Origin of the sequence: Geodermatophilus obscurus DSM 43160 (assembly GCF_000025345.1) — a bacterium.
In the GTDB taxonomy this organism is placed as follows: Bacteria; Actinomycetota; Actinomycetes; order Mycobacteriales; family Geodermatophilaceae; genus Geodermatophilus; species Geodermatophilus obscurus.
On sequence record NC_013757.1, the window covers coordinates 3,225,873 to 3,247,053 of the forward strand.

A 21,181-nucleotide genomic window follows, 5' to 3' on the forward strand; every position below is an offset into this window, starting at 1 on the left:
ACAGTCCCGTCCCGCACGAGGGGAACCCATGTCACAGCAGCTCACCGTGCCACCGTTCGCGGTGGTCCCCGGCGCGCAGGTCCAGTCCGCGCTGCACGGTCGGGAGAAGGAGATCGTCGAGCTCGTCGAGGCCACCTACCGGCTCCACGGCGCCGGGGACTCGGTGAACCCGCCGTCGTACTTCCTGCGCTTCCCGGACCGTCCGTCGGCGCGGATCATCGCGCTGCCCGCCTCGATCGGTGGGGACGTGCGGGTCGACGGCATCAAGTGGATCTCCAGCTTCCCGGACAACGTGTCCGCCGGGATCCCCCGGGCCTCGGCCGTGCTGATCCTCAACGACCACGACACCGGCTACCCGTTCGCCTGCATGGAGGCCTCGGTCATCAGCGCCAGCCGGACGGCGGCGTCCGCGGCGTCCGCGGCCGACTGGCTCAGCCGGGGACGGGGCCGCCCGACCCGGGTCGGCTTCTTCGGGGTGGGCCTGATCGCCCGCTACATCCACTCCTACCTCGCGGCCACCGGTTGGTCGTTCGACGAGATCGGCGTGCACGACCTGTCCGCCGACAGCGCAGGCGGCTTCCGCAGCTACCTGGAGCAGTCGGGGACGTCGGCCCGCGTCACCGTGCACGACACCGCGGAGCAGCTCATCCGCTCCAGCGACCTCGTCGTGTTCGCCACGATCGCCGGGGAGCCGCACGTCTCCGACGTGTCGTGGTTCGACCACAACCCCCTGGTGCTGCACGTGTCGCTGCGCGACCTCGCGCCCGAGGTGCTGCTCGCCTCGACCAACGTCGTGGACGACGTCGAGCACTGCCTCAAGGCCAGCACGTCCCCCCACCTGGCCGAGCAGCTGACCGGCAGCCGGGACTTCCTGCTCGGCACGCTCGCCGACGTGATGGCCGGCCGCGTGACCGTCCCGGCGGACCGGCCGGTCGTGTTCTCCCCGTTCGGCCTCGGCGTCCTCGACCTGGCGGTGGGCAAGGCGGTCTACGACGAGGTCGCCGCCGCCGGCGAACTGCAGGTCGTCGAGGACTTCTTCACCGAACTGCGCCGGTACGGGTGAGGACAACGCAGTGGGGAGCATGACCGGGTCGGTCGTCGTGGCCGGCTGCGAGTGGCTGGAGTACGACTACGGGCCGGCGCTGGTACCGCAGGACCGACCTGCCTCCTTCACGATGTGGCGGTACCGGGACCTGCTGCCGCTGCCGGACGGCCCGGTGCGGTACCCGCTGCCGATCGGCGGCACCCCGCTGCTGCCGGTCCCGGCTCTGCGGCAGGAGGCGGGGACACCGCGCCTGTGGGTCAAGGACGAGACGCGCAACCCGACGACGTCGAACAAGGACCGCGCCACCGCGCTGGTGATCGAGGACGGCCTGCGGAGGGGGATCGACACGATCACGACCGCCTCCACCGGCAACGCGGCGGTCTCGACGGCCTTCGGCGCCGCGGCGGCCGGGCTGCGGGCGGTCATTTTCGTGTCCCTGGAGTGCCGGCCGGAGAAGATCGCGATGATGACGCAGGCCGGCGCGTGGGTGTTCCAGGTCCCGGCCGGCTACGCGGCTGCGACCGACCTCTCCCGGGACGCCGCCCGGGCGTTCGGTTGGCTGGACCGCAACACCGGCGCCAACCCGGTCACCCTCGAGGCCAAGAAGACCGTGGCGTTCGAGGTGTGGGAGCAGCTGGGCCGTGTCGTCCCGGACGTCGTGGTCGCCCCTGTCGGCGACGGCCCGACGCTGGTGGCACTGGACAAGGGCTTCGACGAGCTGGTCCGCTGCGGCCTGGCCACCCGGCGTCCCCGCCTGGTCGGCGTCCAGGCCGAGCACTGCCAGCCGCTGGTGCGGGCCTGGCAGGGCAGGACCGCCGCGCCGGCCGACCTGGACCCTGCTGCCACGGCGGCCGACGGCATCGCGGTGCTGCGTGCGGCCATCGGCGACGCCGTGCTCGACGCGGTGCGCCGGGACGGCGGAGCGATGGTGGCGGTCTCCGAGACGGCGCTGGACGACGCGGTCGGCGTGCTCGCCCGTCGTGCGGGCCTCAGCGCCGAACCCGCCGGGGCCTCGGCACTGGCCGGGCTGGGATCGGCCGTCGGGCAGGGCCTGGTGGATCGCTCGGAGACCGTCGTCCTGCTCGTCACCGGCCGGGGCAAGGCAGCGGCTGGTCCGCCCGACCAACGCCGCGTCGCGGTCGTGGACGGTCTCGACGAGGTGGCACAGCTGCTGGCCGGCGAGGAGACCCGGTGAGCGCACAGCGCTGCCCGGACCGGGTGACGGACCCGCCGCCGCCCGCGGCGCCGGCGCGCCCCGGGCGGGTGACCGGCGTCGACGTCGCCCGCGGCCTGGCCCTGTTCGGGATGATGGCGGTGCACGTCTGGGACGCGATCGAGGACGGCGCGCCCACGACGTCGACGGTCCTCGCCGGGGGGCGTTCGGCCGCCACGTTCGCGGTGGTGGCCGGGGTGAGCATCGCGTTCCTCTCCGGCGGTCGCCACCGGCTGCAGGGCCGCGCACGCACGGCAGCCGCGGTGGGCATCGCGGTCCGGGCGCTGGCCATCGGGCTGATCGGCCTGCTCCTCGGCTCGATCGGGACCGGGATCGAGGTGATCCTGCCCGCCTATGCCGTGCTCTTCCTGCTCGCGATCCCGCTGCTGGGTCTCTCCCCCGCGGTCCTGGGCCTGCTCGCGGCCGCGCTGGCGGCGGTGGGTCCGGTCCTGCTCGTGACGACGGTCGACTCGGACCTCCCCCACCTGCACGCCACCAACCCGACACTGGTCTCCTTGGGAACCGAGCCGCTGGGGCTGCTGGGCGCGCTGTTCCTCACCGGGCCCTACCCCGTGGTGGTGTACCTGGCGTACGTGTGCGCCGGGCTCGCCGTCGGCCGGCTCGACCTGACCTCTCGGCGGGTGGCGGCCTGGCTGCTCGGCGGTGGCGTCGTCCTGGCCGTCGGCGCGAAGACCGTCTCCGACGTCCTCCTGTACCCACTGGGCGGCCTGGACCGGCTGACGGCCACGACCGGGGAGGAGGCGACGGCACTGCTGTGGGAGCCCGAGCAGGACTCGTCGTGGTGGTACCTGGCGCTGTCCGGCCCGCACGCGCACACGACGCTCGACGTCATGCACGCGACGGGGTCGGCGCTCGCCGTGCTGGGTGCGGCGCTGCTGCTGACCCGGGTGCACGCCGTCGACCGCCTGCTCCGGCCGCTCCAGGCGGCGGGGGCCATGACGCTGACCCTCTACAGCGCGCACATCCTGGTCATCGCGGTCGGGGTGTTCGACGACTCGGAGGTGGCGCAGTACCTGTTCCTGCTGGTCGGGTCGCTGGTCTTCGCCTCCCTCTGGCGTCGCCGGCGGGCCCAGGGCCCGCTGGAGGCCCTGGTCGGCCGGGCGGCGGGACGTGCCCGGCGCGCGGTTCTCGGCAAGCCGGCGTCCCCCGCGGGCGCCGTGCACCGGGGCTGACCGGTGCGCCCCCTGTACGGCCGGCCGCCCTGGCCGCGCTCCGGGCCGGACGCCGCACCGCTGCCCGGGGTGTGCCAGGTGTGGTGGGCACGGCCGGGCGACGTCCGCCCGGAGCACGACGCGCTGCTGGGGCAGGCGGACCTGGCGCGGCGGGCGCGGCTGGCCCTCCCGGCCGACCGGCAGCGGATGACGGCGGGCGCGGCGGTCGCCCGACTGGTGCTCGGCACCGCGCTCGGGACGCCGCCGGCCGAGCTGCGGATCGACCGGACGTGCGTCACCTGCGGCGCACCGCACGGCCGGCCCCGGCTGGCCGACGCCGACGGGCCGGACTTCTCGATCTCCCACTCCGGCCACTGCGTCGTGGTCGCCGTCCTGCCGGGTGGCCGGGTGGGCGTGGACGTCGAGGCGGTCGGACGGTACGCGCCCGACGAGGTCGGCGACCTGGCCGACTGCGCGCTGGCCGAGTGCGAACGCGCGCACCTGGGCCGGCTGCCGGCCGTCGACCGGCCGCGGGCGTTCACCGTCTCCTGGGTGCGGCGCGAGGCGGTGCTCAAGGCCACCGGCGAGGGGCTCGGGATCCCACCGGACGAGCTCGCCGTCACCCCGGCGTCCACCCCGCCGCGCGTGCTGCGGCGGAGTGGCCCGGAACCGGTGTGGCTGCACGACCTCCCCGCGCCGGCCGGCTTCGTCGCCGCGCTGGCCGGCCTGGGCACCGCCCCGGACGACGTGGTCCACCGGGACGCCGGGCCGCTGCTGCGTCAGACCAGCCGGCGGTCGTCCGGCCCGACGACGCGCAGCCAGCGGTACCCGTAGCCGTCGAGGGTCAGCTCGACCCCGCCGTCCTCGCCGACCGGCGTGGTCTGGGTGACCAGCAGGTCCTCCAGGCGGTGCCCGGCGTCGCAGCCCGGGAGCATCAGCGGCACGGTGCGCGGCTCGGGGCCGAGGTTGTGGACGGCGACCAGCGCGCCGTCGTCCCAGCTGCACAGGTGGGCCAGCACCTCGCGGTGCGGCTGCTCGAGCAGCTCGAACCCGCCCCAGCCCAGCTCCGGCGACTCACGGTAGCGGCGGATGAGCAGCTTGGTGAACGACAGCAGCGAGTCCTCGTCGCGGCGCTGGTCGGCCACGTTGACGAACTCCGGGGCGAACCCGCCGTCGACCACCGGACCGGGCAGCCGGTCGGGGTCGGCGGTGGAGAAACCGCCGTTGCGGCCCGACGTCCACTGCATCGGCGTCCGGACGGCCAGCCGCCCCTCGGCGTCGAGGTCCTCCCCCATGCCGATCTCCTCGCCGTAGAAGAGCACCGGGGTGCCGGGCAGGGAGAACAGCAGGCTGTAGACCATCCGGACCCGTCGCGGGTCGCCGTCCAGCATCGGCGGCAGCCGGCGGCGCAGGCCGCGGCCGTAGACCTGCATGCGCTCCTCAGGCCCGAACGCGGCGAACACCTCCTGGCGTTCGTCGTCGGTCAGCTTGTCGAGGGTGAGCTCGTCGTGGTTGCGCACGAAGGTGGCCCATTGCGAGTCGGGGTCCAGCGCCGGCCGGCCCGCCAGCGCGGTGGCCAGTGGTCCGGCGTCGGCGCGGGCGAGCGACAGGTAGAGGGCCTGCATCCCGATGAAGTCGAACTGCATGGTGAGCTCGTCGCCGTCGGTGCCGCCGAAGAACTCCAGCTGCTGCTCGTAGGGCAGGTTCACCTCGCCGAGCAGGACGCCGTCGCCGGTGCGCCGGCCGACCACCGAGCGCAGGTCGCGCAGGTACTCGTGCGGCTCCGGGAGGGCCTCGCCGTCGGTGCCGGCGGTCTCCAGGAAGAAGGGGACGGCGTCGACGCGGAAGCCGGACAGGCCCAGCTGCAGCCAGAAGCCCATGACCTTGGCCACCTCGTCCCGCACCCGCGGATTGGCCACGTTCAGGTCGGGTTGCTCCTTGTAGAACTTGTGCAGGTACCACTCGCCGGTCGGCTCGTTGAACGTCCAGACACCCTTCTCCTGGTCGGGGAAGACGACCTGGTCGGAGGTGTCCGGCGGCTCGTCGTCCCGCCAGACGTAGAAGTCGTGGAACGGGTCGTCGCGGCTCTGCCGGGCCCGCTGGAACCACGGGTGCTCGACCGAGGTGTGGTTGACGACCAGGTCGGCGATGACCCGCATGCCGCGGTCCTGGGCGGTGCGGATGACCTCGACCAGGTCGCCGTGGGTGCCCAGCCGCCGGTCGACGCCGTAGAAGTCGGTGATGTCGTAGCCGTCGTCGCGCTCGGCGGTCGGGTAGAAGGGCATCAGCCACAGGCAGGTCACGCCGAGGTCGGCGAGGTGGTCGATGCGCTGGGCCAGACCCGGCAGGTCCCCGCAGCCGTCGCCGTTCCAGTCCATGTAGGTCTCGACGTCCAGGCAGTAGACGACGGCGTTCTTCCACCACAGGTCGGCGGTGTCGGTGATGCGCATGCCGGCGTCCTCTCCTCGGCCCGGTGACGTGTCGTCCCTACCGCATCCCGGGCGTCGCCGTCTCGTCGGCGGGCAACTGGAACAGCAGGTGGTCCTGCCACCGCCCGGCGATGCGCAGGTACCGCGGGGCGACGCCGATCGGGGTGGACCCGTTGCGCCGCAGCACCATCTGCGAGGCGGCGTCGTGCAGCAGGGTGTCGGCCTGCGGCCGGTGCAGTCCGGCCTCCCCGAACGCCGGCCGGGTCATCGCGGCCACGGCGGCGGTGGCGACCCCGCGGCCGGTGACGTGCCGGGAGACGAAGCAGCCGAGGTCGCCGGAGAGGAACGGCCCGCGGACGGGGTCGGCCGGGCTCACGGCAGCACGGCCGGCTGCGCCTCCTGGTGGGGACGGCGCGGCTGCGGCGGGCCGGCCGGGTCGAGGGCCACCGCCGGGGCCGGGCGGGTGACGTCCAGCTGCGGGAGGACGTGCTCGCCGAAGGCGTCGAGGAAGGGCAGCTGCTCCTTGCCGACGTGGTGCAGGTAGATCTCGTCGAAGCCCAGCTCGACGTACTCGGCGAGCCAGGCGGCGTGCCGACCGAGGTCGGAGCTGACCAGGACGGCGCCCTCGACCGCCTCCTGCGGCACGTGCTGGCTGGCCTGCTCGAAGGCCTCGGGTCCGTCGATATCCCAGCACAGCGGCGGTGGGAAGGTGTTGGTGTGCCACTGCTCGTAGGCGATGGCCCTCGCGCGGTCCGGGTCGGGGTCCCAGCACAGGTGCACCTGGAGGGCGAGCCGGCCGCGGCCGCCGGCGTCCCGGTAGGCGCCGGTCAGCTCGCGCAGCGTCTCGTGCGGTTGGTTGATGGTGATGAAGCCGTCGGCCCAGTCGGCATGCCGCCGCGCCGTCGGCACGCTCATCACGGGGCCGATGAGGGCCGGCTGCTGCTCCGGCAGCGACCAGATCCTCGCCCGCTCGACGTCGACCAGCCCGCGGTGGGTCACCTCCTCGCCGGCCAACAGGGCGCGGATGACGTCGACGCACTCGCGCAGCCGCGCGTCCCGGATCCGCTTGGGCGGCCACGGCGTGCCGGTGATGCGCTCGTTCATCACCTGGCCGCTGCCCAGGGCCATCCAGAAGCGGCCGGGGAACATCGCCGCGAGCGTCGCGGCGCCCTGGGCGATGATCGCCGGGTGGTAGCGCTGCCCCGGCGCGTTCACCACACCGAACGGGAGGTCGGTGCTGGCGAGCGCGGCGCCCAGCCAGGACCAGGCGAAGCCCGAGTGCCCCTGCGCCTTGTTCCAGGGGGCGAAGTGGTCCGAGCACATCGCCGCGGTGAAGCCGACCTCCTCGGCGTGCTGCACCGCGCGCAGCAGCTCGGCGGGGTGCACCTGCTCGTGCGAGTTGTGGAACCCGATCACCGTCATGCGGGGCCCCCTACCCCACCGCCGCGCCGCCTACCTGCGACTCAGCCGGTCCGGGTGTAGCGCCGGTGCCGAGGCACGCCCGGAGTCGATCACGGGTTCGCGGTGCCGACACGCGGGGCGACGCCGGCGTGTCGCCGCCGCAGTCTCATGAGAAGAGGAGTTACCCCTCAGGCCGGGGTAGCGGTGCCCGTCCCCTCGGCGGGCGTGCTGACGCCGCCGAGCAGCAGCAGCTCGGCGTCCGTGTGCTCCAGCGGCGCGGCGAACAGGTAGCCCTGGGCGAGCCCGACCTGCCCGTCGCGCAGCTGCGTGCGCTGGCGCTCCAGCTCGATGCCCTCGGCGACGATCTGCAGGTCGAGGGTGTGCCCCAGGTCGATCAGCCCGCGCAGGATGGCCGGCATCGCCTCGGCCTCGTCGATGCTGCCCACGAACGACCGGTCGATCTTGAGGATGTCGACGGCGAACTGCCGCAGGTGCGACAGCGAGGAGTAGCCGGTGCCGAAGTCGTCGAGCGCGACCTTCACCCCCAGGCTGCGCAGCTCGTGCAGCCGCTCGGCGGCCAGCACCGGATCGCGCACCAGCACCGACTCGGTGAGCTCCAGGACCAGCGCAGACGGCGGCAGTCCGCTGGCCTCCAGCGCCGTCCGGACGTCGGCGAGCAGGCCCGGCGACCCGAGCTGGGACGGCGAGACGTTGACCGCCATCGACAGGCCGGCCGCGGTCGGGTGGTCGCGGCGCCAGCCGGCCGCGGCCGCACACGCCTGGGTGATGACCCACCGGCCGATGTCGGGGACCAGCCCGATCTCCTCGGCCACCGGCAGGAACTGCTCCGGCAGCACCACGCCGAGGACCGGGTGGTCCCAGCGGATGAGCGCCTCGAAGCCGGTGACCCGCTCGCTGCCCAGGTCGACGACGGGCTGGTAGACCAGCCGGAACTGCTCCCCGTCCACAGCGGCCCACAGGTCGGTCTCCAGCTGGCGGCGTTCCGCGGCGGCCGAGCGCATCTGCGGGTTGAACACGACGTAGCGGCCGGCGCCGGCACCCTTGGCCCAGTACATGGCGTTGTCGGCGTCCCGCAGCAGGGACGACGCCGTCGCCGCGACGTCCCCGGTGGCGATGCCGATGCTCGCCGAGACGGTGACCCGCTGCCCTCCGAGGTCGACCGGCCCGGCGAGCGCGGCGAGCGCCCGCTCGGCGATCCGGGTGGCTTCCTCGACGCCGGGCGAGCGCTCGACGAGGATCGCGAACTCGTCGCCGCCGAGGCGGGCGAGGGTGTCCTCGGAGCGGACGGCGGACTGCAGCAGCGTGCCCACCTCGCGGATGAGCCGGTCCCCGGCGGCGTGACCGAGGCTGTCGTTGACGGCCTTGAAGCCGTCGAGGTCGAGGAAGACGACGGCCACCTCGCCGCCGCTGCGCGCGGTGCGGCGCAGCGCGAGCTCGAGCCGGTCGGTGAACAGCGCCCGGTTGGCCAGCCCGGTCAGGACGTCGGAGAAGGCCAGCGTGGCCAGGTCGGCCTCGGTGCGCCGCACCCGCTGGGCGGCGAGGGCGGCGGCGCCGACAGCCGCGGTGCCGCTGAGCAGCACGTGCAGCAGCACCTGCTCGGAGCCGCCCGACGAGACCCGCGCGACGAGGAGGTGCGCGGCGGCCAGCGCGGCCGCCAGGACCCCGGAGTAGACCGCGACCCGGAGGCGGCGGGCAGGGGGCCGTGCCGGTGCGTCGTCCACTGCTGGCCTTCCGTTCGGGCGCGTCCCGTCCTCGGGAGCGCGTCACCCCGGTCGTCGGCCCGTCGGGGACGCGTCTTGAGCGGACGGCGCCCGGCCCACCCCCTCGGGTGAGGCCGGTCAGCCGATCAGGTCGGTGACCCGCGCCGGGTCGTCGGCCACGTCCAGGTGCTCGCCGGCGCCGTCCCCGACGACCGTCCAGCCACGGGCCCGCGCGGCGGCGGCTTCTGCTGCGTAGGCCGGTGACAGGTGCACGTACCGCACCTCGTCGTCCGGCCACCGGTCGGGCACCGGGACGGCGACGTCCGGCCCCCTCCAGGGCACCGCCCCGAGCCTGCGAGGGGTGGGGAGGAGGGGGTCCTCTTCCATCACGTCCGGCCCCCACCAGGTGGTCCAGTCGGCGATCCGGCCGTCGCGCACCAGCGGCGCGGTCAGCTCGCGGACGGGGTCCGGCCAGGTGCCGGTCGGCAGGACGGCGTCGAGCCGCACGACCCGCCGCACGCCGACCGCAGCCGCCACAGCGGGCAGCACGATCCCCGCCCCGCAGAAGCCGACGAGGACCTCCGCGGGCCCGGCCGCCGCGGCGGCGGAGACCCACCGCTGCGGCCAGCCGGACGCCGTCCCCACCGCCGCCCGCAGGTCCGGGACGGCGACCCCGCTCCCCCCGCTGCCGCAGCTCCGCGGCGAGCGGCTGCAGCACCGCCGGGCCGAGCAGCGGCGGGTGGACCAGCAGCCAGGAGGACACCGCTCACCGGGCCCGCAGCGCCGCGATCCACCACTCCACGGCCGGCGGTCAACACCGGTCAGCCGAGCAGGGGCTCGTACACCTCCTGGGTCCGGTCGAGGACCTGCCGCAGCTCGTCGGCGCCGCGGAACTCCTCGTCGATGTACTCCTCGCCCACCTGCTCGACGACCGCCGGGTCGTCGTGCGCGGTGCGCAGCGCGTCCTCGAGCACGGTGACGACCTCATCGGGCAGCCCGGCCGGTCCGGCGAGGCCGAACGTCGACCCGGACAGGGTCAGCTCCGGGAAGCCGGACTCGACCAGGGTGGGCGTGTCCGGCAGCCAGGACAGCCGCTCCTCCGAGGAGACCGCCAGCGGCTGGAACTGCCCGCCGTCGATGTTCGCGGTGACGTCGGAGGAGGCGTTGATGAGGACGGCGTCGACGTTCCCGCCGAGCAGCGCCGTCGTCATCTCCGCGTTGCCGTTGAAGGGCACGGCCGTCACCTCGACGCCGTACTCCTCGCGCAGCCGCTGCAGCTCGATGCCCTGCGGCGTCGAGGCGCCCGGGACACCGACGGTGAGGACGCCCGGCTGCTGCTCGGCGGCGGTGAAGAAGTCCTCGGCGGACTGGTACGGGGAGCCGTTCCCGACCGCCAGGACGGAGGGCACCTCCGACATCACCCCGATCGGCGTGACGTCGTCCTTGGTGTACCCCACCTCGTTGGCCAGGGGGGTGAGGACCAGCGTCCCCGCGGTCACCAGCGACAGGGTGTACCCGTCGGGCGGGGCGGCGATCAGTTGCTGGGTGGCGAGCGCACCGGAACCGCCGGGCAGGTTCTCGACCACCACGGTCTGCCCCAGCTGCTCCTCCAGCGAGGTGCCGTACGCGCGGGCGGTCAGGTCGGTGGGCCCGCCGGCCGCGTACGGGACGAGCAGCCGGATCTCCTGGCTGGGGTAGGCGGCCGGGTCGTCGGTCGCGCCTCCGCCCTGCTCCGCGCAGCCGGCGAGCAGGGCGAGGGCGGTCAGCGCGGTGAGGGTCCGGACCGGACGGGTCAGGGGCATCGTTGCCTCCAGGGACGTCGGGGAGGGGGTCAGTCGGGGTGGACGACGGCGAGGTCGGGGGCGAACCGCAGCGGGGCGCCGGTCACCGCCTGCAGGGCGTCGGGTGTGACGCCGGGCGCCACCTCCCGGACGACGAAGCCCTCGGGGCCGACGTCGAGGACGGCGAGGTCGGTGTAGACCCGGTCCACGACCGCCGCCGCGGTGAGCGGGTAGCTGCAGCGCGACAGGAGCTTGGCACGCCCGTCCCGCGTGGTGTGCGTGGTCACGACGAGGACCCGCCGGGCGCCCACCGCCAGGTCCATCGCCCCGCCCACGGCCGGCGGCAGCGCCGCCTCGTCGGTGGCCCAGTTCGCCAGGTCGCCGGTCTCGGACACCTGGAACGCCCCGAGCACGGAGACGTCCAGGTGGCCGCCGCGCATCATGACGAACGCGTCGGTGTGGTGGAAGAAGGAGCCGCCCGGCAGCAGGGTCACCGGCTGCTTTCCGGCGTTGATCAGCTCCGGGTCCTCCTCGCCGGCGGCCGGTGCCGGGCCCATCCCGAGGATGCCGTTCTCGCTGTGGTAGACGATCTCCTTGTCCGGCCCCACCACGTCGGCGACCAGCGTGGGCAGGCCGATCCCGAGGTTGACGTAGGAGCCGTCGGGGATGTCGCGGGCCACCCGGCGCGCGACGTCGGTCGGGGACAGCGGGCGGATCACGATCCCTCCTCGCCGGCGCTCGTCGGTCTCCTGCCCGGGGATGCCGCGCTCCTGCGTGACCTCGCGGGCCCGGTCACGCGTCCTCCTCGCTGGCGCTCGTCCGCCACGTGCCCAGGGGTGCTCCACCCATGCGTGACCTCGCGAGCTCGGTCACGGGGCCACCTCCACGACGCGGTCGACGAAGATGCCCGGCGTCACGACGGCCTCGGGGTCGAGCTCGCCCAGCTCCACGAACTGCCGCACCTGGACCACGGTCAGCGCGGCCGCCGTCGCCATTGTCGGGCCGAAGTTCCGGGCCGCGGTGCGGTAGACGAGATTGCCCCAGCGGTCGGCGCGGTCGGCCTTGATGAGCGCGACGTCGGCCGGCAGCGGCCGCTCGAAGACCTGGCGGCGGCCGTCGAGGACCCGCACCTCCTTGCCCTCCGCGAGCAGCGAGTCCGCGCCGGTCGGGGTGAAGAAGCCGCCGAGACCGGCGCCGGCCGCGCGCATCCGCTCGCTGAGGGTGCCCTGCGGGACGAGTTCGAGCTCGATCTCGCCGGCGCGCCAGAACTGCTCGAACCACACCGAGCCGGCCGAGCGGGGGTAGGAGCAGATGATCCGGCGGACCCGCTGCTCGCGGATCAGCGCCGCGATGTCGGTCTCCCCGCTGCCGGCGTTGTTGGTCACCACCGTGAGGTCCCGGGCGCCCTGCTCCAGCAGGGCGTGCACCAGCTCGACGGGGACGCCGGAGTTGCCGAAGCCCCCGACGAGCACGGTGGCGCCGTCGGCGACGTCGGCGACGGCCTCGGCGAGCGTGGCCACCCGCTTGTCGATCACGAGCCCCCCTGGCGGCGCCGGTACCAGCGGGGCGAGGTGGACGGCGGCGGGGTGAGGGCCGCCCGGACCACCAGGACGTCCGGGCCGGTGGTGTCGAGGCTCTCGGACAACGCGGCGGCAAACTCCTCGCCGAAGCCGTCGACCGCCCGGGCCGGGACGCCGAAGGACCGCGCGAGGGCGACGAAGTCGGGGGTCGCCAGGTCCACGCCGCGGGTCGGGACGCCGGAGTGCACCTGGTCGAACCGGAGCATCCCGTAGCCGCCGTCGTCGACGAGGACCGTCGTGACCGGCAGCTGCTCCTGGACGAGGGTGGCGAGCTCGCCGCAGGCGAACAGGAAGCCGCCGTCCCCGACGAGGGCCACGGCCCGCCCCCGGCCGGCCAGCGCGGCGCCGATCGCGGCCGGGAAGGCGTAGCCGAGCGTCCCCCAGCCCAGCGCGTAGGCCAGCTGCCGCGGCCCCGGCACCCGGGCGAAGGCGGCGGCCCAGTACCCGGCGATGCACATGTCCGCGAGCAGCACCCCCGTCCGGTCGGAGACCCGGTCCAGCGCGTCGAGCAGCCCCTCGGCCCGGGGCTCGTCCGCGCGCACCAGCGCCCGCACCTGCTGGGCCGTCGCGTCGAGGGTCTCCCGGAGGGCCGGCAGGCCGTCCCGCTGCGGCAGGCCGTCGAGCAGGGCGCCGAGCACGGCGGCCACGTCGCCGGTCACCACCACGTCGGCCGGGTAGTTCTTCGCGGCGTCGGCGGGGTCGACGTTGACCGCGAGCAGCGCCGGCGGGCGCGGCATGGCCCAGTTCTGGGTGTTCGTCCCGTCGAGGTCGCTGCCCAGGGAGACCACCAGGTCCGCCTCGTCCCACAGCCGGCCGACCGCGGGGACGTGCGGGGGGCCGGGCACCAGGCAGGGGTGGTCGGGGGGCAGCAGGCCGCGTCCGCCGAAGGTGGTGACCACCGGCGCGGCGAGGCGCTCGGCCAGCTCGCCGACGAGGTCACCGGCACCGGAACGCAGCGCCCCGCCGCCGGCCCACACCAGCGGGCGGCGGGCGCCGGCGAGCAGCTCGCGGGCGCGGGCCAGCTGGTCGCCGTCCACCGGCTGCTCGGGGTCGCGCGGCGCCGGCGTCCGTCCGGGGCTGCCGGCCGGTGCGCTCAGCAGGTCGGTGGGCACGCCGAGGTAGACCGGCCCGGTCGACGGGCGCAGGGCGGCCGAGCCGGCGCGGACGGTGTCGGCGTGGAGGTCCCCGGCCGCCGCCGACACGACGGTGGCCTTGGTGACCGGGGCGAACATGGCCGCCTGGTCGCGCGTCTCGTGCAGGACGCCGCGGTACACGCCGGGGCGCCGCAGCGTCGACGGGATGTCGGTCGCCACGACCAGCACCGGCGCACCCGAGGCCATCGCCTCGCCCGTGGCACCGAGCGTGTTCGCCGCCCCGGGCCCCGTGGTGACGACCGCGACGCCGAGCCGGCCGGTCGCGCGGGCGTACCCGTCGGCCGCGTACACCGCGGCCTGCTCGTGCCGGACCCCGACCACCCGCAGGCCGGCCGCGTCGGCGGCCTCCCAGACGGCGAGGTTGTGCACGCCGGGCAGCCCGAACACCGTCTGCACGCCGAGGTCCTGCAGGGCCGCGACCAGGGCGTCGGCGCCCGTTCCGGTGCGGTCCTCCGCCGCGACCCCGGTCGCCTCAGTCGCCGACGACGCCACGGAAGGTCTCCTCCGTCTCGGCGAACAGGTCGGCGAGGTCCGCGCTGCCCAGGAACTCCTCCGGCACGTACCGGGGGTCCAGGGCCTCGACGACCGCCTCGTCCTCGCTGGCGCTGCGCAGCGCGTCCTCGAGGGTCGCGACGACCTCCTCCGGCGTCCCTGCGGGCGCGATGACGCCGAAGGTCGTCGTGCTCTGCACCAGCTCGGGGTAGCCCGCCTCGACGAAGGTCGGCGCGTCGACGTAGTCCAGCCGCTCCTCGGTACCGACGGCCAGCACCCGCAGGTCACCGGCCTCGATCGCCGGGAGGAGGTCCTGCGAGAGGTTGGCGAAGCCCGCGGAGACGTTGCCGCCCAGCAGCGCCGTCTGCACCTCGGAGTTGCCCTCGAAGGGGACGACGGTCAGCGGGATGTCGTACAGCTGGGTGATCCGCCGGGTCTCGGCGGCGTGGGTGTTGGTGGCGCCCGGCGTCCCGACGGTGATCGCCTGGGGGTCCTGCCGCGCGGCCGCGAACAGCGACTCCACGTCCTGGTACGGGGAGTCGGCGGGCACCACGATGCCCGAGGGCACCTGGGTGACCACGCCGACCGGCGCGAGGTCCTCGCGGGTGTAGCCGACGTCGTTGGACAGGTAGTTCAGCACCGCCGTCGGCAGGGCCGTCATCGACAGCGTGTGGCCGTCGGGCTCGGCGGAGATCATCTCGACGTACGCAGTGGCACCGGAGGCCCCGGGCAGGTTCTCGACCACGACCGGCCGGCCGAGCTCTCCCTCCAGGTGCGCACCCACCGCCCGCGCTGCGATGTCGGTCGGGCCACCGGCGGTGTAGGGCACCAGCAGCCGGATGTCCTCCGACGGGTAGTCGGCGGCGGCGACGGAGGTCGAGTCCTCGGCGCACCCGGCGAGGGCGGCGGTGGTGACCAGCAGGGCGGCGAGGATGCGCGGGGGTCTCATCGGTCTCCAGGTGCGGACGGGACGTCGGTGTCGACGTCGGCAGGGGTGCGGCGGGTCTCGTGCCCGGGCGCCGGCTCGGTGTCGGGGCCGGCCTCCTCGTCGGGGTCGACCTGCCGGAAGACGGCACGCCGCCGCCGGGCCATGACCACGCTGATGACCACCACCGCGGCCATGACGGCCAGCAGGCCGCCGGACAGCGGCCGGGTGACGAAGATGTCCAGGCTGCCGCCGGACAGCAGCATCGACTGCCGGAACGCGGTCTCCATGATCTGGCCCAGCACGAAGGCGAGGACCAGCGGACCGGGCTCGAAGCCGGTCTTCTTCATCAGCCAGCCGATGACGCCGAAGACCAGCACGACCCACATGTCGAAGGAGTCGTTGCTGATCGAGAAGACGCCGGCCATGGTGACCAGCAGCGCGAAGGCGGCGAGGATGCCGGCCCGCACCCGGAGCAGCTGCACGAAGACCCCGACCAGCGGGATGTTCAGCACCAGCAGCATCACGTTGCCGACGACCATCGAGGCGATGACCCCCCAGAAGATCTCCGGCTCCTCGCTGATCAGCTGCGGACCCGGGGTCACCCCCTGCACCAGCAGGGCACCGAAGATCAGCGCGAGCACCACGTTGGCCGGGATGCCGAGGGTGAGCAGCGGGATGAACGCGGAGGTGGAGGACGCGTTGTTCGCCGTCTCCGGCCCGGCCACGCCCTCGATGGCGCCCCTGCCGAAGCGGCTGGGGTCCTTGGCGCGCCGCTTCTCCAGCGCGTAGGAGGCCAGCGAGGAGATCACTCCTCCGCCGCCGGGCAGCACCCCGATGACGAAGCCGAGCACCGAGCCACGGGCGATGGCGCCGGAGGAGTCCCGGATGTCCTGCCGCGAGGGCCAGATGTGCTTGATCCTGCGGGTGACCGCCTGCACCTTGTCGGTGCGCTCCAGGCTGTGCAGGATCTCGCCCACCCCGAACAGGCCCATGGCCACCGCGACGAAGTCCAGCCCGTCGAAGAGGGCGACCGAGCCGAACGTGAAGCGGGTGGTGCCGGTGATGGGGTCCTGCCCCATGGTGGCCAGCAGCAGGCCCAGCGCCGCCATCGACAGGCTCTTCAGCGGCGTCCCGCTGCCGAGGTAGGTGACCAGCAGGATGCCCAGCGCGGTCAGCGCGACGTACTCCGGTGGGCCGAAGGAGACCGCCAGGTCGGCCAGCGGCGGCGCGAGCAGCATCAGGCCGAGGACCGAGAGGATGCCGCCGACGAACGAGCCGATGGCGGCGATGCCCAGGGCCGGCCCGGCCCGGCCCTGCTTGGCCATCTGGTAGCCGTCGAAGGTGGTCACGACCGAGGCCGCCTCGCCCGGGAGGCGCAGCAGCACCGAGGTGATCGTCCCGCCGTACATCGAGCCGTAGTAGATGCCGGCCAGCAGGATCACTGCGGTCGCCGGCTCGATGGTGTAGGTCAGCGGCAGCAGCAGCGCGATGGTGGCGGTGGGGCCCAGACCGGGCAGCACGCCGATGACGGTGCCGATCAGCACGCCGGCGAAGACGTAGAGCAGGTTGATGGGGTCGAGGGCGACCGCGAAGCCCTGGAGGATGCCGTCGGAGATGCCCACCGTCACGCCCCCAGCAGCTGGTCGACGGGGCCCGCGGGGAACGGCACGCCCAGGGCGACCACGAAGACCAGGTGCAGGACGAGGGCCCCGGCCACGGCGAGGACCAGCGCCATCCGCCAGGACTCGCCGGCGAGGAGGCGCAGCCAGGCGAACAGCAGCAGGAACGCCGGGATGACGAAGCCGATCGTCTGGAACAGGACGACGAACAGGGCCAGGCCGGCCAGGCCCGCGGCGATGCGCGCCGTCCCGGCCGTCCAGGGCTCGTAGTCCTCAGCCGGGTCGAGGAAGAGCAGCACGAAGGCCGTGGCGCTCAGCAGCGCGGCCGCGATGGCCGGCCACAGACCGGGGCCGGGCGCGGTGAGCTCGCCGAGGCCCATGTCCCGAGCCGTGAGCAGGGCCCCGACCCCCAGCGCCAGGAGCAGCAGCGGGGCGATCCGGCGCAGCTGGGACCGGGCGGGCCGGGGGTGTCGCGCGGGCGCCGGTGCTGAAGGAGACGCGGACATGGGCTCCTCGTCGGGTCGCGGCCGGGTGTGACGCCCGACACTAGGAGGGGTCATTGCGTGTGGTCCAATTCCGAATCGGTCCGCCGCTCATAACGCCCGCGCATCAATCCGGAGGATCCGTGGAACTGCGCCACCTGCGGGCCTTCACCGCCGTGGCCGAGGAGCTCCACTTCGGACGGGCGGCCCGCCGGCTGCACCTCGCCCAGCCGGCACTCAGCCAGCAGGTCAAGCAGCTCGAGCAGGACGTCGGCGCGGTGCTGCTGGAGCGGACCACCCGGCAGGTGCGGCTCACCAGCGCGGGCACGGTGTTCCTCGAGCACGCCCACCGCGTCCTGCGGGAGGCCGAGCTGGCCCGCGAGTCGGTGCTGGTCACCGAACGGGGCGAGCGCGGTGAGCTGCGCGTGGGGGTCACCGGCGTGATCACCTGGCGGCTGCTCCCCCGCATGGCCCGCGCCTATCGCCGGCGCTATCCGCACGTCCGGCTGGAGCTGCGGCCGTCGGTGTTCAGCGCCGCCCAGGTGAGCGCACTCATCGACGGCCGGATCGACGTCGGGTTCCTGCGTGCGCCGGTGCCCGCGGGGCCGCTGGCCAGCCGGGTCATCCTCAACGAGTCGCTGATGGCCGTGCTGCCCCAGGACCACCCGCTGGCCGGCGAGCCGGAGGTCCACCTGGCCGACCTCGCCGACGAGAACTTCGTCAGCTACGTCTCGATGCAGGGCTCGGCGCTGCGGGACGCCGCGGTGCACGCCTGCTTCAGCGCGGGCTTCACGCCACGCGTCGTCCAGGAGGCGCCGGACACGCACACCGTGGTGGCCCTGGTCGGTGCCGCGGTCGGCGTGGCCCTGATGCCCGCGTCGGCCGAGACGCTGCAGATCGAGGGCGTCGTGTTCACCCCGATCGCGGGCGGCGTCGACGTCCGGGTGCCGATCGCCCTCGCGTGGCGCGAGAGCGACTCCTCGCCGGTGCTCGCGGGCTTCCTCGCCACCGCCGAGGAGGTCCTGCCCAGCCCCGGACCGGGGTCGGGCGAGCACTGACCGGCACCCGGACGCCATCAGCGCCTACTCCTGCAGGAGGGGGCCGTAGACCTCGACGATCTCGTCGATCCGCGCGCGGAAGTCGTCCCGGCCGATGAACTGGTCGGGCACGTACTGGTCACCGAGGATCTCGATCACCTCCGGCTTCTCCAGGCACGCGGCGACGCCGTCCTCGAGGGTCTGCAGGACCTCGTCGGGCGTGCCGGCCGGGGCGGCGAGCCCGAAGACCGACACGCTGTTGGTGAGCTCGGGGTAGCCGAGCTCGGCGAGCGTCGGCACGTCGGGCAGGTAGTCGACGCGCTCCTCCGGGCTGATCGCCAGCGGCACGAAGCTGCCGACCTCGATGTTCTCCAGCACGTCCCGGGAGGCGTTGATGAAGACGGCGTCGACGTTCCCGCCGAGCACCGCGGTGGTCATCTCGGCGTTGCCGGTGAACGGGACCAGCGACAGCTCGACGCCGTACTGCTCGGCCAGCCGCTGCAGCTCCATGGCCTGGGACGTCGTCGCGCCGGGCACGCCGACGGTCACCCGGCCCGGGTTCTGCTGGGCCTCGGCGAACAGCGCCCGCGCGTCCGGGAACCGCGACCCCTGCCCCACGGCCAGCACCGAGGGGATCTCGGTGACCGCAGCGATGGGGACGTAGTCGTCGTTGGTGTAGCCGACCTCCTCCTGCAGCGGGTTGGTCGCCGACGCCGGCACCGCGATCAACGACAGGCTGTAGCCGTCCGCGCCGCCCTGGATCATCGCCTGCATCCCGAGCGACCCGGAGGCGCCCTCCCGGTTCTCGACCACCACGGTCCGGCCGAAGTCCGCGGCCAGGCAGTCACCGACGGTCCGCGCGGCCAGGTCGGTGGGGCCGCCGGGCGCGTACGGCACGTAGAGGGTGATGTCCTCGGCCGGGTAGGCCTCGGCCGCCGCTCCGCCCTCCTCCCCGGGCTCGGCCACGCAGGCGGTGAGCAGGACGGCGGACGCCGCCGCGAGGACGGGCAGGGATGACCGGGGGTGTCTCATGCGTACCTCCACGGGGTGCACTCGTTTCGGAGACGCCGCGGTGGGCGCCGTCGTCCGGAGCCTCCTGCGCCGGTTACACGCATGTCATCCGGAGCGGCGAACCGTCATGAACCTGTGACCAGCGCCATGGGACGAGAGAGCCGACCGAGAGCGGCACCACGCGCGGCCTGCCGTGTGGGCGGCAGGTGCGCTGGGGAGTATCGGGGGGTGACGCGCACTCCCAGCACAGACGAATGGGGCATCGACGCCACCTGGCTCGACGCCCTCGACGAGGAACACCAGGTCGCCGAGGCCACCATCGAGCGCCTGCGCGAGGTCATCGGCACCCCGCCGGCCGACCTCGAGGACCGGGCCCCCATCGTGGCCCGCCCCGGCGACGTGCTGGAGGTCGACGAGGCGGAGGTGACGCTCGAGGACGGGTCGAGCCGACAGGTGGACGGCGAGCTGCCCGAGGACTTCCCGCTCGGCTACCACTGGCTGCAGGCCCCGGGCGGCCCGCGCCGCCGGCTCATCGTCTCCCCCGGCCGGTGCTGGCTCCCCGACGAGCGCGCCTGGGGCTGGGCGGTGCAGCTGTACGCCACCCGCAGCCGCGGCAGCTGGGGCATCGGCGACCTCGCCGACCTGCGCGCCGTCCGCGAGATGGCCGCCGGCCAGGGCGCCGGGTTCGTGCTCATCAACCCGTTGCACGCCGTCGCCCCGACGCCGCAGCAGGAGGCCAGCCCCTACCTGCCGGCCACCCGCCGGTTCCGCAACCCGGTGTACCTGCGGGTCGAGGAGGCGCCCGGCGCGGACGCCGTCGACCTCGACGCCGAGACCGGCCACGCGCTCAGCGACGGCGAGCTCATCGACCGCGACGCCGTCTGGGCGCGCAAGCGGGAGGTGCTGCGCCGCGTCTTCGACGCCGCCGGCCGCGACGACCCCGCCTTCCCCGAGTGGTGGTGGTACCAGGGCCAGAAGCTGCAGGACTGGGCCACCTGGTGCGCGCTGGCCGACGTGCACGGCCCGGACTGGCACGCGTGGCCCGAGGAGCTGCGCGACCCGCGCAGCGGCGCCGTCGGGGACTTCGTCGCCGAGCACGAGCGCGACGTCGCCTTCCACGCGTGGCTGCAGTGGGCGCTGCACCTGCAGCTGGAACGGGCCACCGAGGGCATGACCGTCATCCAGGACCTGCCGATCGGCGTCGCCGGCGGCGGCGCGGACGCCTGGACCTGGCAGGACGTGCTGGCGCAGGGCGCGTCCGTCGGCGCCCCGCCGGACGCCTTCAACTCGCAGGGCCAGGACTGGGGCTCCCCGCCGCTGGTCCCCTGGCAGCTGCGCGCCGCGGACTACGAGCCGTTCGTCGAGTCGATCCGGGCCACGATGGCCGGTGCCGGCGGCCTGCGCATCGACCACGTCATGGGCCTGTTCCGGCTGTGGTGGGTGCCCGCCGGCGAGAGCGCCGCGGACGGCGCCTACGTGCGCTACCCGGCCGAGGACCTGCTCGACATCGTCGCGCTGGAGAGCTCCCGCGCGCAGGCGGTCGTCGTCGGTGAGGACCTGGGCACCGTCGAGGAGGGCGTCCGCGAGGCGATGGCCGAGCACGGCATCCTCAGCTACCGGCTGCTGTGGTTCGAGGAGGAGGCACCGGCCGCGTGGCCGGAGACGGCGATGGCCGCGATCACCACGCACGACCTGCCCACCGTGGCGGGGCTGTGGACCGGCGCGGACCTCGAGGAGCAGCGCGAGCGCGGCACCGGGACCGACGAGGAGCTCGAGCGCGGCCGGACGTCGCTGCTGGAGAAGCTGCCCGGTGTGCGGAGGAACGCCCGGCCCGACACGGCGGTGAAGCGGGCGCACGAGCTGCTGGCGCAGGCCCCGTCGCTGCTGCTGTCGGCCACCCTGGACGACGCCGTCGGTGAACGGCGCCGACCCAACATGCCCGGCACCACCGACCGGCCCAACTGGTCGCTGCCGCTGCCGGTGACCGTGGAGGACCTGCCGGCGCACCCGCTGCTGCAGACCGTGGCCCGGACCCTCGCCGAGGGCCTCGAGGGGTCCTGAGACGTGGCCGGCGCGGACCCCGATGCGGGGTCTGCGCCGGCCGGGCGACGTGATG

19 protein-coding genes are annotated in these 21,181 nt (G+C 74.4%); 6 read left to right on the forward strand and 13 right to left on the reverse strand.

Annotation, left to right across the window (positions count from 1 at the left end; all coding sequences use genetic code 11):
- Positions 1 to 28 precede the first annotated feature (28 nt).
- From sbnB to GOBS_RS15040, 4 genes are read left to right on the forward strand one after another with little or no spacing between them, the layout of a single operon-like run.
- Positions 29 to 1,063 (forward strand): 2,3-diaminopropionate biosynthesis protein SbnB, encoded by a 1,035-nt coding sequence (gene sbnB, locus GOBS_RS15025; RefSeq protein ID WP_012949115.1) that lies wholly within the window; start codon positions 29 to 31, stop codon positions 1,061 to 1,063.
- A gap of 19 nt (positions 1,064 to 1,082) precedes the next feature.
- Positions 1,083 to 2,240, forward strand: coding sequence for a threonine synthase (locus tag GOBS_RS15030; RefSeq protein ID WP_041242331.1), 1,158 nt, complete (start codon positions 1,083 to 1,085; stop codon positions 2,238 to 2,240).
- Complete coding sequence (locus GOBS_RS15035; protein ID WP_012949117.1) at positions 2,237 to 3,451, forward strand: DUF418 domain-containing protein; 1,215 nt, start codon at positions 2,237 to 2,239, stop codon at positions 3,449 to 3,451. Before GOBS_RS15030 ends, GOBS_RS15035 begins: the two co-directional genes overlap by 4 nt.
- Positions 3,452 to 3,454: 3 nt before the next feature.
- The gene (locus tag GOBS_RS15040; protein ID WP_012949118.1) at positions 3,455 to 4,264 is read left to right on the forward strand and encodes a 4'-phosphopantetheinyl transferase family protein; all 810 of its coding nucleotides are present in this window, start codon (positions 3,455 to 3,457) and stop codon (positions 4,262 to 4,264) included.
- Here GOBS_RS15040 and GOBS_RS15045 read toward each other — a convergent pair.
- From GOBS_RS15045 to GOBS_RS15100, 12 genes are all read right to left on the reverse strand, one after another.
- Positions 4,210 to 5,880 carry an alpha-amylase family protein gene (locus GOBS_RS15045; protein WP_012949119.1) on the reverse strand — a complete coding sequence of 557 codons (1,671 nt, stop codon included), beginning with the start codon at positions 5,878 to 5,880 and terminating at the stop codon, positions 4,210 to 4,212. The genes GOBS_RS15040 and GOBS_RS15045 overlap by 55 nt on opposite strands.
- Before the next feature lie 37 nt (positions 5,881 to 5,917).
- Positions 5,918 to 6,235 (reverse strand): GNAT family N-acetyltransferase, encoded by a 318-nt coding sequence (locus tag GOBS_RS15050; RefSeq protein ID WP_049788312.1) that lies wholly within the window; start codon positions 6,233 to 6,235, stop codon positions 5,918 to 5,920.
- On the reverse strand, positions 6,232 to 7,281 hold the full coding sequence (locus GOBS_RS15055) for a TIGR03885 family FMN-dependent LLM class oxidoreductase (RefSeq protein ID WP_012949120.1): 1,050 nt from the start codon (positions 7,279 to 7,281) through the stop codon (positions 6,232 to 6,234). Before GOBS_RS15055 ends, GOBS_RS15050 begins: the two co-directional genes overlap by 4 nt.
- 167 nt (positions 7,282 to 7,448) lie before the next feature.
- Positions 7,449 to 9,002 carry a putative bifunctional diguanylate cyclase/phosphodiesterase gene (locus GOBS_RS15060; RefSeq protein WP_012949121.1) on the reverse strand — a complete coding sequence of 518 codons (1,554 nt, stop codon included), beginning with the start codon at positions 9,000 to 9,002 and terminating at the stop codon, positions 7,449 to 7,451.
- 117 nt (positions 9,003 to 9,119) lie between these two features.
- The gene (locus GOBS_RS15065) at positions 9,120 to 9,626 is read right to left on the reverse strand and encodes a hypothetical protein (protein WP_012949122.1); all 507 of its coding nucleotides are present in this window, start codon (positions 9,624 to 9,626) and stop codon (positions 9,120 to 9,122) included.
- Positions 9,627 to 9,802: 176 nt separating this feature from the next.
- Complete coding sequence (locus GOBS_RS15070) at positions 9,803 to 10,783, reverse strand: tripartite tricarboxylate transporter substrate binding protein (RefSeq protein ID WP_012949123.1); 981 nt, start codon at positions 10,781 to 10,783, stop codon at positions 9,803 to 9,805.
- 29 nt (positions 10,784 to 10,812) lie between these two features.
- Positions 10,813 to 11,481 carry a 3-oxoacid CoA-transferase subunit B gene (locus GOBS_RS15075; RefSeq protein ID WP_012949124.1) on the reverse strand — a complete coding sequence of 223 codons (669 nt, stop codon included), beginning with the start codon at positions 11,479 to 11,481 and terminating at the stop codon, positions 10,813 to 10,815.
- Positions 11,482 to 11,631: 150 nt separating this feature from the next.
- Positions 11,632 to 12,297: a 3-oxoacid CoA-transferase subunit A gene (locus GOBS_RS15080; RefSeq protein WP_012949125.1), complete on the reverse strand. Its 666-nt coding sequence runs from the start codon at positions 12,295 to 12,297 to the stop codon at positions 11,632 to 11,634.
- Positions 12,294 to 13,988, reverse strand: a complete 1,695-nt coding sequence (locus GOBS_RS15085) for a thiamine pyrophosphate-binding protein (protein WP_012949126.1) — start codon at positions 13,986 to 13,988, stop codon at positions 12,294 to 12,296. Before GOBS_RS15085 ends, GOBS_RS15080 begins: the two co-directional genes overlap by 4 nt.
- Positions 13,969 to 14,937, reverse strand: coding sequence for a Bug family tripartite tricarboxylate transporter substrate binding protein (locus GOBS_RS15090; protein WP_012949127.1), 969 nt, complete (start codon positions 14,935 to 14,937; stop codon positions 13,969 to 13,971). The genes GOBS_RS15085 and GOBS_RS15090 overlap by 20 nt, the downstream gene beginning before the upstream one ends.
- Positions 14,934 to 16,544, reverse strand: a complete 1,611-nt coding sequence (locus tag GOBS_RS15095) for a tripartite tricarboxylate transporter permease (RefSeq protein ID WP_012949128.1) — start codon at positions 16,542 to 16,544, stop codon at positions 14,934 to 14,936. The genes GOBS_RS15090 and GOBS_RS15095 overlap by 4 nt, the downstream gene beginning before the upstream one ends.
- Positions 16,541 to 17,041: a tripartite tricarboxylate transporter TctB family protein gene (locus GOBS_RS15100; protein ID WP_012949129.1), complete on the reverse strand. Its 501-nt coding sequence runs from the start codon at positions 17,039 to 17,041 to the stop codon at positions 16,541 to 16,543. The genes GOBS_RS15095 and GOBS_RS15100 overlap by 4 nt, the downstream gene beginning before the upstream one ends.
- A 119-nt stretch (positions 17,042 to 17,160) precedes the next feature.
- Between GOBS_RS15100 and GOBS_RS15105 the strand changes: the two genes are divergently transcribed.
- The gene (locus GOBS_RS15105; RefSeq protein WP_012949130.1) at positions 17,161 to 18,075 is read left to right on the forward strand and encodes a LysR substrate-binding domain-containing protein; all 915 of its coding nucleotides are present in this window, start codon (positions 17,161 to 17,163) and stop codon (positions 18,073 to 18,075) included.
- A gap of 24 nt (positions 18,076 to 18,099) precedes the next feature.
- Here the strand turns inward: GOBS_RS15105 and GOBS_RS15110 are convergent, their stop codons facing one another.
- Entirely contained in the window at positions 18,100 to 19,086 is a 987-nt protein-coding gene (locus tag GOBS_RS15110; RefSeq protein ID WP_012949131.1) for a tripartite tricarboxylate transporter substrate binding protein, read from the reverse strand.
- A gap of 207 nt (positions 19,087 to 19,293) precedes the next feature.
- Between GOBS_RS15110 and malQ the strand changes: the two genes are divergently transcribed.
- Positions 19,294 to 21,126 carry a 4-alpha-glucanotransferase gene (malQ, locus tag GOBS_RS15115; protein ID WP_012949132.1) on the forward strand — a complete coding sequence of 611 codons (1,833 nt, stop codon included), beginning with the start codon at positions 19,294 to 19,296 and terminating at the stop codon, positions 21,124 to 21,126.
- Positions 21,127 to 21,181 lie beyond the last annotated feature (55 nt).